We start from the raw sequence: 15,284 nt of genomic DNA, 5'->3' as shown, positions 1-15,284 counted from the left end.
GGCTTGCCCGCGATGCAGGCAACGCGGTGGTTCAGGCCAACCGCATCATCGTTCATCGCGGGCAAGCCTTGCTCCTACATAGCGCTTGACCTTGCCCGCGTGGCAAGGTTGATCCTGTAGGTCATCTCTACAGGGAGTAAGACCGATGTCCGATTCCATCACCTTCGATCTGCCGATATCCGGCATGACCTGCGCCAGTTGCGCCGGACGTGTCGAGCGTGCGTTGAGCAAAGTTGTTGGCGCAAGCAGCGTCAGCGTCAACCTGGCCACCGAGCAAGCGCGCGTCCAGGCCCCCCGCGACAGTTTGCCAGCGCTCATGGAAGCGGTGCAGCAAGCCGGATACAGCGTGCCCGCACACAGCCTCGAATTGAGCATTGGCGGTATGACCTGCGCCTCGTGTGTCGGTCGGGTCGAACGTGCCTTGAATAAAATCGCCGGGGTGAACAGCGTCAGCGTCAACCTGGCCAACGAACGCGCGCACCTCGAGCTCCTCGGTCAGATCGATCCGCAGCTGTTGATTGATGCCGTCAGCAAGGCCGGTTACACCGCCAGCGTCTGGCAAGCCGAGCAAGCCACCGATAACGATCAGGTACAGCGTCTGCGCCGTGAGCGCTGGAGCCTGCTGCTGGCAATCGTGCTGGCCTTGCCGCTGGTGCTGCCAATGCTGGTGCAGCCGTTCGGCCTGCACTGGATGCTTGCGGCCTGGGCACAGTTTGCGTTGGCGACGCCAGTGCAATTCATCTTCGGTGCACGCTTTTATGTCGCCGCGTGGAAGGCCGTTCGCGCGGGCGCCGGCAATATGGACCTGCTGGTGGCCCTGGGTACCAGTGCCGGTTATGGCTTGAGCATTTATCTGTGGGCCACCGCCAGTGCCGGCAGCATGCCGCATCTTTATTTCGAAGCTTCGGCGGTAGTGATCGCGCTGGTGTTGCTCGGCAAATACCTCGAGAGCCGCGCCAAACGCCAGACCGCCAGCGCCATTCGCGCCCTTGAAGCCTTGCGACCGGAGCGAGCGATTCAGCTGATCGACGGCCGTGAACAGGACGTCGCCATCAGCGCGTTGCGCCTAGGCGATCTGGTGCTGGTCAAACCCGGTGAACGTTTCCCGGTGGACGGTGAAGTGATCGAAGGCCAGAGCCATGCCGACGAAGCGCTGATCAGCGGTGAAAGCCTGCCTGTGCCCAAATATCCCGGCGACAAAGTCACTGGCGGTGCGATCAACGGCGAAGGCCGGCTACTGGTTCGGACTCAAGCGCTTGGTGCGGAAACCGTGTTGGCGCGAATCATCCGTCTGGTCGAAGACGCCCAGGCCGGCAAGGCACCGATTCAAAAACTGGTGGATAAAGTCAGCCAGGTGTTCGTACCCGTCGTGCTGCTCTTAGCGCTGGCAACCTTGATCGGCTGGTGGCTGTACGGCGCACCGCTGGAAACGGCGGTGATCAATGCGGTCGCGGTACTGGTGATCGCCTGCCCTTGTGCCCTCGGCCTGGCCACACCGACCGCGATCATGGCCGGCACCGGTGTGGCCGCGCGCCATGGCATTCTGATCAAGGACGCCGAAGCGCTGGAGCGCGCCCACGAAGTCAGCGTGGTGGTGTTCGACAAGACCGGCACACTGACGTCCGGCACGCCGCGCATCGCTCACTTGAGTGCCGTCGACGGCAACGAGGCGACCCTGCTGCAACAGGCCGGCGCCCTGCAACGTGGCAGCGAGCACCCGCTGGCCAAAGCCGTACTGGACGCTTGCGCCGAGCGTGACTTGCCGGTAGCCGATGTCAGCGCCAGCCAATCACTGACCGGTCGCGGCATCGCCGGCACGCTGGAAGGTCGCCAATTGGCGCTGGGTAATCGCCGTCTGCTGGAAGAAAGCGGCTTGAACGCCGGTCCCTTGAGCGAATCCGCCAACGCCTGGGAAGCCGAGGGTCGAACCTTGTCATGGCTGATCGAACAAAGCCCCGCGCCCAAGGTGCTCGGCCTGTTCGCCTTTGGCGACACTCTCAAGCCTGGTGCGCTGCACGCCATCGAAGCGCTCAACGAGCAGCACATTGGCAGTCACCTGCTCACCGGTGACAACCGTGGCAGCGCCCGAGTAGTCGCTGAAGCGCTGGGCATCAGCAATGTTCACGCCGAAGTGCTGCCGGCCGAAAAAGCCTCGACCGTCGCGGAGCTGAAAAAGACCGGCGTCGTGGCGATGGTCGGCGACGGCATCAACGACGCTCCCGCGCTGGCGGCGGCAGATATCGGCATCGCCATGGGCGGCGGCACCGACGTGGCGATGCACGCGGCCGGAATCACCTTGATGCGCGGCGATCCTCGCCTGGTGCCGGCGGCGCTGGAAATCAGCCGCAAAACCTACGCGAAGATCCGCCAGAACCTGTTCTGGGCCTTCGTCTACAACCTGATCGGAATTCCGCTGGCAGCCTTCGGCTTGCTCAACCCGGTGATCGCCGGTGCGGCAATGGCCTTGTCCAGCGTCAGCGTGGTGAGCAATGCTTTACTGCTCAAGACCTGGAAGCCGAAAGACCTGGAGGACGTTGAATGAACATCGGCCAAGCAGCCAGACACAGCGGCCTGAGCGCCAAGATGATTCGCTATTACGAATCGATCGGCCTGCTCAAGGCAGCCCATCGCACCGACAGCGGCTACCGCATCTATGGCGATGACGACCTGCACAGCCTGGCGTTCATCAAGCGTTCGCGCGACCTCGGGTTTTCTCTGGAAGAAGTCGGCAAACTGCTGACGCTGTGGCAGGACCGCCAACGGGCCAGCGCCGACGTCAAGGCACTGGCCCGCCAGCACATCGATGAGCTGAACCAGAAAATCCGCGAGCTCGGCCAGTTACGCGACACCTTGCAGGATCTGGTGGAACATTGTCAGGGCGATCACCGCCCGGACTGCCCGATTCTCAAGGAGCTGGCGTCGGGCTGCTGCACCGAGCCATCGACTGCCTGATCTGACGCTCACAAAAAATCCGGCCGAAGCCGGATTTTTCATTCAACCGATCACTGCATCCACGGTGGAGGCGGTTCTTCGGTTTTACTCGGCGGTGCGTCGTCTGCGGCGCGAACCGCTTGCCGACGCTCCTCGTCAAGGCGCGCGGCCTCGATCTCACGCATGATGCCGCCAACGTCCGCCAACTCTTCCGGCTCGTCGAACTCACCGGTCAGCACGCTGGCCGGGTGCAGGGTGCCGGCCTCATACAGCGCCCACATTTCCTTGGCGTACCTGGTCCGCTTCAATTCCGGCGCAAAGCGCCCGAAGTACGAGGCCATGTTGCCCACGTCGCGCTCCAGCATGCTGAACGCGTGGTTGTTACCGGCAGCGTCGACTGCCTGGGGCAGGTCGATGATCACCGGGCCGGCCGGGGTCAGCAGTACGTTGAACTCGGACAGGTCACCGTGCACCAGACCGGTACACAGCATCAGCACGATCTGCGAAATCAGGAAGGCGTGGTATTCACGCGCCTGATCCGCTTCCAGCACTACGTCGTTGAGACGCGGCGCGGCATCGCCGTACTCGTCCGCCACCAGTTCCATCAGCAGCACGCCTTCCAGGAAGTCGAACGGCTTGGGCACTCGCACCCCGGCACTGGCCAAACGGAACAATGCCGCAACCTCGGCGTTCTGCCAGGCGTCTTCGGTTTCTTTACGACCGAACTTGGAACCCTTGGCCATGGCACGAGCCTGACGGCTATTACGGACCTTGCGTCCTTCCTGGTACTCGGCCGCCTGACGAAAACTTCGTTTATTCGCCTCCTTGTAAACCTTGGCGCAACGTAACTCGTTGCCGCAGCGCACCACATAAACAGCTGCTTCTTTACCACTCATGAGTGGGCGCAGCACCTCGTCAACCAGACCGTCCTCGATCAGCGGTTCAATGCGTTTTGGAGTCTTCATCAGCTTTTATTGTGGGTCCTTTATTACCAAACACGCGAATGTCATTCGTTATACGGCAATCCTCTCCCGTCGGGGAGGGGTTGCCGACCTATGAACGTTGCAGATGCACCCAATGTGCCAGATTAGTCAGGCAAACCCTATTGAACGAAGAAGATCATAGCTGAGAGTCTGCCGCACGTTGGCGACTGGATCAGAAGGCATTTGCGACAGCGTCTGAGATCAGCCAAGCCACTCTTTGTAGGATTTTCACCAATAGTCCTCAATTTCTGCCCCTGGCGGCCGAAGTCATCAAGGAGAAAGGGATTTGTCCGACAATCCGCGAGTCATCAGCACTGCGTGGGCTTAATAAGAAAAAAATCTGGAGCGCGGATGAACATCAAACAAAAATTGACGTGGGCGTTTGCAATCATCGCCTGCTTGCCGGTTGTGCTGGTCGCCACCCTGGTGGTCATGAACCTGCGCAGCGATGCCAAAGATAACTTTGTCGACGGCAGCGGTCGAGAGATCCGCCAGGTCAGCAACGCCATGCAACTATTCTTTGACGGCATCAGCCAGAACGTCAACTACCTGGCCTCCCAGCCGCTGCTCAAAAATACCGACGCCAGCCTCAAGACCTACATGAGCGCCAATGCGACGCAGATTGCGCAAGGCGAGATGGACAAGCAGGTGTTTGCCTTGCTGCAAGACCTGGGCGCCAGTCATCCTTCATACGCGTACGCCATCATCGGCACCAGTGCCGGGGGTTACGTGTCCTGGCCCGATGATCCGAAGCTGGCCAACTACGACCCGCGCCAGCGTCCCTGGTACAAGGCGGCGCAAGCCAAACCGGGCAAACCGTTTCGCACGCAAGCGTATTACTGGGCTCAGGATGACGCGACTTACGTCAGTACCGTGCGCACCCTCGACAACAAGCTCGGCACCAATGGTGGCGTGGTCAGCATCGACGTGACGCTCAAGCAGCTCACCGAGATCGTCAAACAGATCAAGCTCGGTGAAACCGGTTACCTCATGCTGATGGAAAACAACGGCACTGTGCTGGTCGACCCGAAACAGCCAGAGCACAACTTCAAAGCGCTGAGCAGCCTGGGCGACGGTTACGCACAACTGGCCAAGGCCGGCAAAGGCCTGGTCGAAGTCGAGTTGAACGGTGAGCGCTACATGGCCAACGTCTGGCCGTCGGAGCAACTGGGCTGGACTTTCATCGGCCTGATCAAGCAAACCGACGTGATGAGTTCAGCCACTGCGCTGACCTGGCTGATCGCGATCATCGCCACCGTACTGGCTGTACTCTTCGCCGTGGTCGGCGCCAGTTTCGCCAGCCTCATCGTGCGGCCGATCCGCAGCGTTGCCAGCGGTCTGGAAGGCATTGCCCAAGGTGAAGGTGACCTGACCCAGAACCTGCAGATCCGTGGCAGCGACGAAACCGCGCAACTGGCCAACTGGTTCAACCAGTTCCTTGCCGCGATTCGCAGCCTGATCCAGCACATCGGCGGCGCTGCGACCAAAATTCTTGCCAACTCGCAAAGCGCGACCCGGGTCTCCAGCGACATGGCCGACGCGGCCGGGCGCCAACGTGAAGCGGTGGACATGGTGTCCACGGCGTTCCACGAGATGGTCGCCACCGCCAACGAAGTTGCGCGTTCCTGCAGCCAGGCCGCCGAGTCGGCCGACAGCGGTCAGCGCCAGGCCCGCGAAGGTCAGCAACAGATCGATGCCGCCGTGCACAGCGTTGACAAGTTGAGCCAGGAAATCGAGCAATCGGCGCAGTCGATGCAGCAGCTGGAACGCGACAGCAATGACATTCAGTCGATCCTCGGCACCATTCGCTCCATCGCCGAGCAAACCAACCTGCTGGCGCTGAACGCCGCGATCGAAGCCGCCCGCGCTGGCGAGCAAGGTCGTGGCTTTGCGGTGGTGGCCGATGAGGTTCGCGCACTGGCCAAACGCACTGCCGATTCCACCGCGGAAATCGACGGACTGCTCGGCAACCTGGCCAAGCGCACCAGTCAGGTCACCCAGCAAATGCACGCCAGCCTTGAGGTGTCGCAACAGTCAGTCAGCCGGATCGGCGAAGCACGCAACAGTTTTGGGCAAATCCGCGAATCGGTGGACGTGATCCGCGACATGAACACCCAGATCGCCACCGCCGCTGAAGAACAGCATCAGGTCGCTGAAGACATCAACCGCCACATCAGCCAGATCCATGGCGATGCGCAGTTGGTAGCCGAACTGGCCAACTCGGCACGGCTCGACTCCCAGAGTCTGGCGGGGCTGTCGAATGAGCTGGACGGGTTGGTGCGGCGGTTCCGTACTTAATCACCTCGATCGACCCAGCAGACACTACCCCCTGTGGCGAGGGAGCTTGCTCCCGCTGGAGCGCGAAGCGGTCCCCATTCAGTCAACGCGGTCTATCAGGTAGACCGCATTTTCTGGATTACGACTGCTTCGCCCGAGCGCGGACCGGCCGGCGGGAGCAAGCTCCCTCGCCACAATTACTGTTTGAACAGCTCGCCTGGGGTAAACCCGAACAGGCTTTTGAACGCTGCAATAAACGCCGAGGTCGAGTCATAACCGCTCGACAGCGCCGCCGTAGTCACGCTGTTACCGTCTTCCAACAAGCTCAATGACGACAACAGCCGCATACGCTGGCGCCAGCTGCGGAAACTCAATCCGGTTTCACGCTGGAACAGGCGCATCAAGGTTTTCTCCGAAGTCCCCAATCGTTCGGCCCATTCATGCAACGTCACGTTCTGCTCGGGGCTTTCGATCAGCTCGTTGCACAGCGCAAGCAAACGCGGGTGACGTGGCAACGGCAGAGAGAACCCGACTTCCGGCAGGCTCGCCAACTGATCCAGCAGCACCTCGACCAGGCGTGCTTCACGACTGTCGCCCTCCGGATAGTCCACCGGCAGCAGGCAAAAACTCTTGATCAGCTCACGCGCCAGCGGCGTGACTTCCAGCACCCGGCAACGCTCGTCCGCCCAGGCACATGCCTCACGCCGCACATAGAGGCTGCGCATTTCCGCGCGCATCGAGGTCACCACCTGGTGCTCCAGATCAGCCGGAATCCAGATCCCCCACTGCGGCGGCGCAAAGAAACTGCCCTCGGCGGTGTGTACGCCGAGCACGCCGCTGATGGCATAGGAAAACTGCACCCAATCGTGGCGATGAGGTGGCGTCCACGAACCGGCGCTGAGGCTTTCCGCACGGGCATACAGCGGGCGTGGCAACGCCGTCAGGGTCGGGATGGTCCGTTCGAGGGAAACTTGTCCGTTAGCCGGCATTGATTGGCCTTATGTCGCAAGACGGGCGGAAGTCTTGACCTTAGGCTAGGTCATCCCTTCTGACAATGCCTTCGGTGCCCGTTATGCATGCCTTCAAACACCTCAAACGCGTGGTCACCGACTGGTTCCTGTGCGGGATGCTGATCGCCACGCTGCTGTCGTACGTCTTCCCGCGCTTCGGTGCGACGGGTGGCACGATGCATGCCGAGTGGGTAATCAACATCGGCGTGTTCCTGGTGTTCTTCCTGCACGGGGTCAACCTGTCGAGCGAACAGATTCGCCACGGTTTGAAAAACTGGCGCCTGCACCTCATGGTCCAGGGCTTCACCTTTCTGGTGTTCCCGCTGATCTGGCTGGTGAGCGACAAGCTGCTGGGTTCACACATTCCGTCGCTGCTGATGCTCGGGTTCCTCTACCTGTGTGCCCTGCCCTCGACCATTTCCTCTTCCGTGGCCTTGACCGGCAGCGCCGGTGGCAACGTGCCGGCGGCGATTCTCAACGCCAGCCTGTCCAGCGTGCTGGGGATTTTCCTCACGCCGTTGCTGGTGAGTTTCGTGGTGGGCAGCGGTGCCGGCGGTATCGACCTGGGCTCAACCTTGCTCGATCTCTGCGCCATGTTATTACTGCCGCTGGTATTGGGTCAGTTGCTGCGGCCGGTGTTCGGCAAGTTTTTCAGTCGCCACAAGCGCTACACCAACATCGTCGACAAACTGGTGATCCTGCTGCTGGTGTACGCGGCCTTCTGCAACTCGATGGTTTCCGGGATGTGGCAGCAACAGGGCAACACGGTGATTCTCAGTGCATTGGTCGGCAGTGCCGTGCTGCTGGCGATTATTCTGTGGATGACCACTAGCACCGCCCGCGCCCTGAAGTTCAGCCCCGCCGATGAGATCGCCGCAGTGTTCTGCGCCAGCAAAAAATCCCTGGCCGCCGGTGCACCAATGGCCGCGCTGATCTTCGGTGCCAACCCGGGACTGGGCCTGATCCTGTTGCCGATCATGATCTATCACCCGCTGCAACTGGTCGTCTGTTCGGTGATGGCCGAGCGTTATGCCAATCGCAATCGGGTATTGGCCGAGCAACAAAATGCGGCGGCCCTCAGCGCTCAATAATCGCCGTCACACCCTGACCGCCAGCGGCGCATATCGAGATCAACCCGCGGCCCTTCCCGGCGGCGTCCAGCAGCTTGGCAAGGTTGGCGACGATGCGCCCGCCGGTCGCGGCAAACGGATGCCCGGCCGCCAGTGAACTGCCTTTGACGTTGAGCCGGCTGCGGTCGATCGAGCCCAACGGGGCGTCGAGGCCGAGCCGGGTTTTGCAGTAGTCCGAGTCTTCCCAGGCTTTCAAGGTGCAGAGCACTTGCGCGGCGAAGGCTTCGTGGATTTCGTAGTAGTCGAAGTCCTGCAAGGTCAGGCCGTTGCGCGCCAGTAAACGCGGCACCGCGTAGACCGGCGCCATCAGCAATCCTTCGGCACCATTGACGAAATCCACCGCTGCCGCTTCGCCGTCGCGCAAGTAAGCGAGGATCGGCAGGCCGCGCTCTTTCGCCCACTCCTCACTGCCGAGCAGCACCAGCGACGCGCCATCGGTCAGCGGTGTCGAGTTGCCGGCGGTGAGCGTGCCTTTGCCGCTCTTGTCGAAAACCGGTTTCAACGACGCGAGTTTTTCCAGCGTCACGTCCGGGCGCAGGTTGTTGTCGCGGGTCAGGCCGAGGAATGGAGTCATCAGATCGTTCTGCCAGCCTTCGGCGTAGGCCGCGGCCATTTTCTGGTGGCTTTCCAGCGCCAGCTGATCCTGCTCGGCACGGGGAATGTTCCAGGTCTGCGCCATCAACTCGCAATGCTGCCCCATCGATAGCCCCGTACGCGGCTCGCCGTTACGCGGAAACTCGGGGATCAAATGCCGGGGGCGCACTTGCAGGAAAGTCTTGAGCTTGTCGCCGGTGCTCCTGGCGCGGTTGGCTTGCAGCAGAATCTTGCGCAAGCCGTCGCTGACACTGATCGGCGCATCGGACGTGGTGTCGACACCACCGGCAATGCCGCAGTCGATCTGCCCCAGGGCAATCTTGTTCGCCACCAACAACGCCGCTTCCAGCCCGGTGCCGCAAGCCTGCTGAATGTCGTAGGCCGGGGTGGTTGGTGACAACCGCGAGCCGAGCACACATTCGCGGGTCAAGTTGAGGTCCCGGGAAAGCTTGAGCACCGCCCCCGCCACCACTTCGCCCATGCGCAGGCCATGCAGGTTGTAGCGTTCGATCAAGCCTTCGAGCGCCGCTGTCAGCATTGCCTGGTTGCTGGCGGTGGCATACGGCCCGCTGGAACGGGCGAAAGGAATGCGATTACCGCCGATGATCGCGACGCGGCGCAGCTGAGTCATGAAAAGCTCCTATTCTGTGAAAGGCATAACCCACAAGCGTAGGCCTTATCTCGTGGGTCGAACGACTGATCGCGATTCATGGTCCACACCTTGCCCCCCACTGCCGGAGAGCCTTCCATGTCTGACCGCTATATCGACTTCGCCAATTCGGCCCTCGGCCACCGCCTGGTCGGGGCCCTTGGCCTGCCGTCGCCGGTTCGTCTGGAACGCTGGGAGGCAGGCCGCCTGAGGCCCGTCGATGGCGCGCTGTTGATAGGTGGCGGCCCGTTGTCACAGAACATCAGCGCGTTTGCCAACAAACTCACCGAGCAGATTTACAGCTACGGCCCCGAACCCTTGCCGGCCCAGGCGTGGATTCCAGGCCACGGTCCCAAACTCAAAGCCGTGGTGTTCGATGCCAGTGACCTGATGCAGACCGGTCAACTCAAGCAGCTGCGAGAGTTCTTTCAGCCGTTGATGAAAAACCTCGAGCACAGCGCCCATCTGGTGATTCTCGGGCGCGCACCGGAGACCTTGAGTGACCCGTTCGCCGCCAGTGCCCAACGTGCACTCGAAGGCTTCAGTCGCTCGCTGGCCAAGGAACTGCGCAGTGGCGGCACCTTGCAGGTGCTGTACGTCGGGGCCGGGGCTGAAGGCCAACTCGAAGGGGCGCTACGGTTTTTCCTCTCGCCAAAGAGTGCTTATGTCTCAGGACAGGTGGTGCGACTGAACGCTTGCGATACTCAGGTCCAGGACTGGACTCGCCCACTGGCGGGACGCACTGCGCTGGTCACGGGCGCGGCTCGCGGTATCGGCGCGTCGATCGCCGAAACCCTGGCCCGCGATGGTGCGCAGGTGGTGCTGCTGGATGTGCCACCGGCCAAGACCGACCTCGATGCCCTCGCCTCCCGCCTCGGCGGCCACAGCATCACCCTCGATATTTGCGCCGAAGACGCCGCCGCGCAATTGATCGGGCAATTGCCGAACGGCATCGACATTGTGGTCCATAACGCGGGCATCACCCGCGATAAAACCCTGGCCAACATGACGCCGGAATTCTGGGATGCGGTGCTCGCAGTGAACCTGAATGCACCACAAGTGTTGACCAAAGCGCTGCTCGACAGCGGTGCCCTGCACGATAACGGTCGGGTGATTCTGCTGGCGTCGATCAGCGGCATCGCCGGCAATCGCGGGCAAGCCAATTACGCCGCGAGCAAGGCCGGGCTGATCGGTCTGGCGCAGGCCTGGGCGCCACTGTTGGCAGCGCGCGGAATCAGCATCAACGCTGTCGCCCCAGGCTTTATCGAAACCCGAATGACCGCGCAGATTCCATTTACCTTGCGTGAGGCCGGGCGACGCATGAGTTCACTGGGCCAAGGCGGACTGCCGCAAGACGTTGCTGAAGCCGTGGCCTGGCTTGCCCAACCCGGCAGCGGCGCGGTCAGCGGGCAAGCGCTGCGGGTGTGTGGGCAAAGTGTATTGGGGGCCTGAAGATGGCGACGGATTGGCATTCACAAAGCACTACACCGTATTTGCCCGAGTTGTATTGGCGGGCGGCGACGCGGCGCAAGATCACCGGCACCACCCTGCCCGAGGATGGCTTTCGTTGCTGGGTCAACGTTGACCCCAAGCGCTTGGCCGCCTATCGCAAGGTGTGCGGGTATACCGAAAACGGCGTGCTGCCACCGACCTATCCTCATGTGCTGGCGTTCGCCTTGCAGATGCAATTGCTCACTGCCAGGACGTTTCCGTTTCCGCTACTGGGGCTGGTTCACCTGGCCAATCGCATCCGGATTCTGCGCCCCTTGGGCGCAGTTGCTCGAGCGCGGGTGAGCGTGCGGGTGCAGAACCTGCAACCCCACGCCAAGGGTGCGGTGTTTGAGTTGATCACCACGATTGACGACGCACTCGGGCCACTCTGGGAAGCCGAAAGCCAGATGCTCTGCAAAGGCGTGAAGCTTCCCGGCGAAGCGATTGAGCCATTGTCGGATTCGGCTCTGACCATGGACGAGGTCACCCGCTGGTGGGCGCCCAGTGAGATTGGCCGGCGCTACGCCAGGGTTTCCGGTGACTACAACCCGATTCACCTGAGCGCTGTCAGCGCCAGACTCTTCGGCTTCCCTCGGGCCATCGCCCACGGTTTGTGGATCAAGGCGCGCACGCTCGCCGCCCTGAGCGGGCATCTGCCGACGTCGAATATCGAGATTGCCGTGCAATTCAAGAAGCCGGTGCGCCTGCCCAGCGAAGTCACCTTACTGGCCAGCGTTGCCGGTTCAAGCGGTGACTTCAAGGTGATCGGCGCCGGGGATCTGGAACACATGCTCGGCACCTGGCGACCGCTTGCCTGAGGCGGTTCAGTCGCGACAAATCAGCCGCGCCTGATAAAGAACACTCCCGCCATAATCAACACCAGCCCGGCAATTTTGCCGGCGCTGACGGGTGCTTCGCGAAACCCGGCCCAGCCGAAATGATCCAGGGTCATCGCCATCCCCAGTTGCCCCGCCAGCACCAGCGCCATGAACAGCATGGCGCCGATGCGCGGCCCGGCGAAAGCCGCCGTGGTAATAAAAAATGCGCCGAGCAGACCACCGCTCCAGTGCCACCAGGTCAGGCTTTTGAGAGTCTCCAATGCCGGGGTTTCGCGCTGCATCAGGACCAACAGCAATAACGCCACCGTGCCGACAAAAAACGAAATCAGCGCGGCGGCCAGTACGCTCGACACCTGTTTGGCCAACTGGCCATTGATGCCGGCTTGCAGCGGCAAAAACGCACCCGCGACAAAAGGCAGGCAAAGCAACCACCAGACGGGGGCCGGCATGCTGTTCTCCATTGAGTGAATGAGCCGCGCAGTATACGCCGCTCTCACCGTCAGCCGCAGGAGCTGCCGAAGGCTGCGATTTTTCAGGGTTCAGAATAGCCGTCGATTGCGCGGTATTGGGGACGAAGGTACGCAGGTTGGTCGGCGCCGTCGTCAGCGAACGCAGGTGGTGGTCAAGGTGCTGGTGGGGCTGACGATGAACGCATTACGAACCGCGCTTTGAACGGCATAACTGGCCACCGTCGAGCCCGGCAGGCAGGTACCGCCGCGGCTGACCGCTTCCAGCGTGGCGTTGTCCACCACCCGTTGCAACTTGCGCTGCTCCAGATAGAGCCGGCTGCTGTCGACCACCAACAGTGCACACTACAGCGCAAGACCGAAGGTCATTGCCGCGAGCAAATCGCGCCACGTTGCCTGGCAGGGCCGCAAAATTGCAAACGGGGAGACATCGAGCACTCCTTTGCCGGCGTACCGCCGAGCGCTACCTCCGGTGGTGCAGGCAGTGTAGTCAAGGCTCGAGCGCTGCGCCGGCAACTTGCCAGCACCGATGATTCAAGTGCTTTATTTCGGTGGGTAATTGCTCAATATCCGCCCTACCGTCGCGCGAATTGCGGCGCTGCGATCAGCCGGTTGAGGCGACCTGCTGAGCAACTGCTCATCGCTGCCACGCCAGACCAGCTTGCCATCCTTGCCGTCGAGCAGGTCGATCTGAAGCGTGGCGACCTTGTAAGAGACGTTGCGGGTTTCGTTGTACATCGGTGCGCCCCAGTAGCCGTTCCAGGGGCCACCCCAACCACCACCATAGTTGGTGGTGATTTGCTGCTGGCGATCCTCGACGATCAGGTAGGTCCGCACATTGACGTCAGCCTTGGCACCGGTAGCGGCCGGGCGCAGGCCACGCTGGTCAAGTTGATCGGCAACCGCCTGGCGAATGCGTTGTTCGGTGAGGTCGCTCTTGATCCGCGGATCGTCGGGACGGTATTGCACGGCAGGCTCTTTCCAGGCCCAGCTGCGATAGGCGGCGAAGTCGCGGCTGGCATCAAAATCGTGATTGACCTGGGTCGTTTGGCAGGCGCTGAGCAACACGGCGCACACCAGTAATGAGAGATGGCGAGACATGATTTTTCTCCGGGTCCAGGCAGGGAACCTAACTAGGAGGATACGCCGCTACCGCCCTTTCTACAGCTGTTCGTAACGCATCGCCACGCTCTATTTCGTTGCCTTGGAGGCCCGTTTCAGCGCTGGCACTCCAGACCGGTTGCCCGGTGCTGGCGTCGAACAGATCCACCCGAATCACCAGCACTTGCACCTGATAGGTACGAACGACCGGCACCGTGTTGTACATCCCGTAGCCGCCATAACCGTAGTCCTCCTGGACCTGCTTCAGGCGGGTTTCCTGGTGCAGGTCGGCGCTGACCCACAGGTCCGCCGGACGATTGTCGTGCAGCGGGCGTAACCCCCGTTGATCCAGCGCATTGCTGACCGCTTCGGCGATCTGCGCCGAGTCGGCCCAGGCCGAGCCATTGGGCAACCGGCCGTTGAGCCAGGCCCAGCTTTGGTAACGGCTGTAATCACGCGGCGCGGCTGGATAGGCACTGCGATCAAAGGTGTTGGCGACGTGTGGCGGTGCCGGCGGTAACGGATTGGAGCTGGCGACATACGGATTGCTGCCCTGACAGGCACCCAGCCCCAGACACAACATGATCAATCCCAAACGGCGTTTCATGATGCTCTCCACAGAAACCACGGTTCAGACCGGGCGACAGATCCAGTGCAGGTAACGCCCCAGCCCCGCAAAACTCGGGTGACGACGGTGGGCCAGTTCCATTTCCAGCAAGTCGATCAGTTCGGCACGGGCTTGAAACTCCACCGGCATATAGTCATGAAAAACCCGCACTCCACTCTGGGTTTCGACCTGCCACAAGCCTTCCAGTTGCGTCGCCAGTTCGCGCGGATCCAGAGGCATTTGCGGGGTCAGGCTCTGCTTCTCGCCGGCCATGTCATTCTTGCGCATCTTGCGGAAATGGCCCTTGAGCAAGTTGCGGTAAATCAGCGCATCACGGTTATAGAACGCCAGCGACAGCCAGCCGTCTTTCGTCGTCAGTTGATGCAGCACCGGCAAAATCGCGTGAGGTTCGGCCAACCACTCCAGCACTGCGTGGCACAGCACCAAGTCGTAAGGTTCTGTGAGCTGACCGAGCAGCTCTTGCCACGGTGCCTGGATAAATGATGCCGTTTGCCCTGCGTCGGCGAAGCGTTGGCGGGCGCCGTCGAGCATCGGTTCGGCAGGCTCGGCCAGGGTCACCTGATGGCCGCGCTGGGCGAGCCACAATGACATGTGCCCAAGGCCTGCGCCGATATCAAGCACCCGCAACGGTCGATCCGGCAGGGTTTCGGCCAGGTCGGCCTGAAGCACCGCCAGACGGATTGCGCCTTTGGCACCGCCGTAGATTTTTTCGGCGAAACGGGTCGCCAACTGATCGAAATGACGGTCGCTCATCAGCTGAACCGCCGTTCGCTGTCAGCCAACTTGCTGCGTACTACCTGTTCCATGTCCAACCCCAGCTCGCTGCACAGCAGCAGTAGATAGAGCACGATATCGCCGACTTCCTGACCGGCATGGGCGAGTTTGTCCGCCGACAACTGGCGTGACTGGTCTTCGCTCAACCATTGGAAAATTTCCACCAGCTCAGCCATTTCGACACTGGCGGCCATGGCCAGGTTCTTCGGACTGTGAAATTGCTGCCAGTTGTTGCGGTCACGGATGCAGTGTAGGCGTTCGGTCAGTTCAACAAGGTTCATCGGGCTCTCCTGAAGGCGTATAGCTTCGGGCCGATTTTCTCAGGAAGCAAGCTGTCGCTGCGCGACAGATCGCGAGCAGGCTCCCACAGGGGATCTGCGGTGAGCACAGTACCAATGTGGGAGCGAGCC

The 15,284-nt window shown here is 61.5% G+C and carries 14 protein-coding genes and 2 pseudogenes; 7 read left to right on the top strand and 9 right to left on the bottom strand.

From position 1 onward, the window contains the following. Window positions 1–145: 145 nt before the first annotated feature. Window positions 146–2,542, top strand: coding sequence for a heavy metal translocating P-type ATPase (locus HK44_RS26535; protein WP_019693724.1), 2,397 nt, complete (start codon window positions 146–148; stop codon window positions 2,540–2,542). Then, the gene (cueR, locus tag HK44_RS26530; protein WP_019693725.1) at window positions 2,539–2,952 is read left to right on the top strand and encodes a Cu(I)-responsive transcriptional regulator; all 414 of its coding nucleotides are present in this window, start codon (window positions 2,539–2,541) and stop codon (window positions 2,950–2,952) included. Before HK44_RS26535 ends, cueR begins: the two co-directional genes overlap by 4 nt. A 50-nt stretch (window positions 2,953–3,002) precedes the next feature. On the opposite strand, the gene HK44_RS26525 is transcribed toward cueR, so the two are convergent. Next, on the bottom strand, window positions 3,003–3,896 hold the full coding sequence (locus HK44_RS26525; protein ID WP_019693726.1) for a PA4780 family RIO1-like protein kinase: 894 nt from the start codon (window positions 3,894–3,896) through the stop codon (window positions 3,003–3,005). A gap of 369 nt (window positions 3,897–4,265) precedes the next feature. Here HK44_RS26525 and HK44_RS30745 point away from each other — a divergent pair. Further along, window positions 4,266–5,354, top strand: a pseudogene (locus HK44_RS30745) (cache domain-containing protein); the annotation flags it as partial. Between the two features lie 90 nt (window positions 5,355–5,444). Next, on the top strand, window positions 5,445–6,212 hold the full coding sequence (locus HK44_RS30740; protein ID WP_371917654.1) for a methyl-accepting chemotaxis protein: 768 nt from the start codon (window positions 5,445–5,447) through the stop codon (window positions 6,210–6,212). A gap of 176 nt (window positions 6,213–6,388) precedes the next feature. Here the strand turns inward: HK44_RS30740 and HK44_RS26515 are convergent, their stop codons facing one another. Then, window positions 6,389–7,180 (bottom strand): AraC family transcriptional regulator, encoded by a 792-nt coding sequence (locus HK44_RS26515; RefSeq protein WP_019693728.1) that lies wholly within the window; start codon window positions 7,178–7,180, stop codon window positions 6,389–6,391. Between the two features lie 83 nt (window positions 7,181–7,263). Here HK44_RS26515 and HK44_RS26510 point away from each other — a divergent pair, with 83 nt between their 5' ends. Further along, a complete protein-coding gene (locus tag HK44_RS26510; protein ID WP_019693729.1) occupies window positions 7,264–8,292 on the top strand; it encodes a bile acid:sodium symporter family protein in 1,029 nt (342 codons plus the stop codon). Here HK44_RS26510 and HK44_RS26505 read toward each other — a convergent pair. Then, window positions 8,279–9,556 carry an acetyl-CoA C-acetyltransferase gene (locus tag HK44_RS26505; protein ID WP_019693730.1) on the bottom strand — a complete coding sequence of 426 codons (1,278 nt, stop codon included), beginning with the start codon at window positions 9,554–9,556 and terminating at the stop codon, window positions 8,279–8,281. The two genes, HK44_RS26510 and HK44_RS26505, sit on opposite strands and share 14 nt — an antisense overlap. A 117-nt stretch (window positions 9,557–9,673) precedes the next feature. Between HK44_RS26505 and HK44_RS26500 the strand changes: the two genes are divergently transcribed. Together HK44_RS26500 and HK44_RS26495 are read left to right on the top strand one after the other, a co-directional pair. Next, the gene (locus HK44_RS26500; protein WP_019693731.1) at window positions 9,674–11,026 is read left to right on the top strand and encodes a 3-oxoacyl-ACP reductase; all 1,353 of its coding nucleotides are present in this window, start codon (window positions 9,674–9,676) and stop codon (window positions 11,024–11,026) included. Window positions 11,027–11,028: 2 nt separating this feature from the next. Then, window positions 11,029–11,883, top strand: coding sequence for a MaoC family dehydratase (locus tag HK44_RS26495; RefSeq protein WP_024265186.1), 855 nt, complete (start codon window positions 11,029–11,031; stop codon window positions 11,881–11,883). A gap of 20 nt (window positions 11,884–11,903) precedes the next feature. Here HK44_RS26495 and HK44_RS26490 read toward each other — a convergent pair whose 3' ends face one another. From HK44_RS26490 to HK44_RS26465, 6 genes and pseudogenes are all read right to left on the bottom strand, one after another. Beyond that, complete coding sequence (locus HK44_RS26490) at window positions 11,904–12,353, bottom strand: DMT family transporter (protein ID WP_019693733.1); 450 nt, start codon at window positions 12,351–12,353, stop codon at window positions 11,904–11,906. Between the two features lie 94 nt (window positions 12,354–12,447). After that, a pseudogene (locus HK44_RS30240) lies at window positions 12,448–12,802 on the bottom strand (pilus assembly protein TadG-related protein); the annotation flags it as partial. Between the two features lie 112 nt (window positions 12,803–12,914). After that, complete coding sequence (locus HK44_RS26480) at window positions 12,915–13,472, bottom strand: DUF4136 domain-containing protein (RefSeq protein WP_019693735.1); 558 nt, start codon at window positions 13,470–13,472, stop codon at window positions 12,915–12,917. Between the two features lie 28 nt (window positions 13,473–13,500). Beyond that, the gene (locus HK44_RS26475; RefSeq protein WP_019693736.1) at window positions 13,501–14,079 is read right to left on the bottom strand and encodes a DUF4136 domain-containing protein; all 579 of its coding nucleotides are present in this window, start codon (window positions 14,077–14,079) and stop codon (window positions 13,501–13,503) included. Between the two features lie 24 nt (window positions 14,080–14,103). Next, entirely contained in the window at window positions 14,104–14,853 is a 750-nt protein-coding gene (locus HK44_RS26470; protein WP_019693737.1) for a methyltransferase domain-containing protein, read from the bottom strand. Beyond that, window positions 14,853–15,155, bottom strand: a complete 303-nt coding sequence (locus HK44_RS26465; protein WP_019693738.1) for a MazG-like family protein — start codon at window positions 15,153–15,155, stop codon at window positions 14,853–14,855. Before HK44_RS26465 ends, HK44_RS26470 begins: the two co-directional genes overlap by 1 nt. Window positions 15,156–15,284 lie beyond the last annotated feature (129 nt).

It is taken from the genome of Pseudomonas fluorescens HK44 (assembly GCF_000217955.3).
Lineage (GTDB): Bacteria > Pseudomonadota > Gammaproteobacteria > Pseudomonadales > Pseudomonadaceae > Aquipseudomonas > Aquipseudomonas fluorescens_AQ.
Note: the sequence above shows the minus strand (reverse complement) of the source record. Positions and strands in the feature narration are given on the sequence as shown.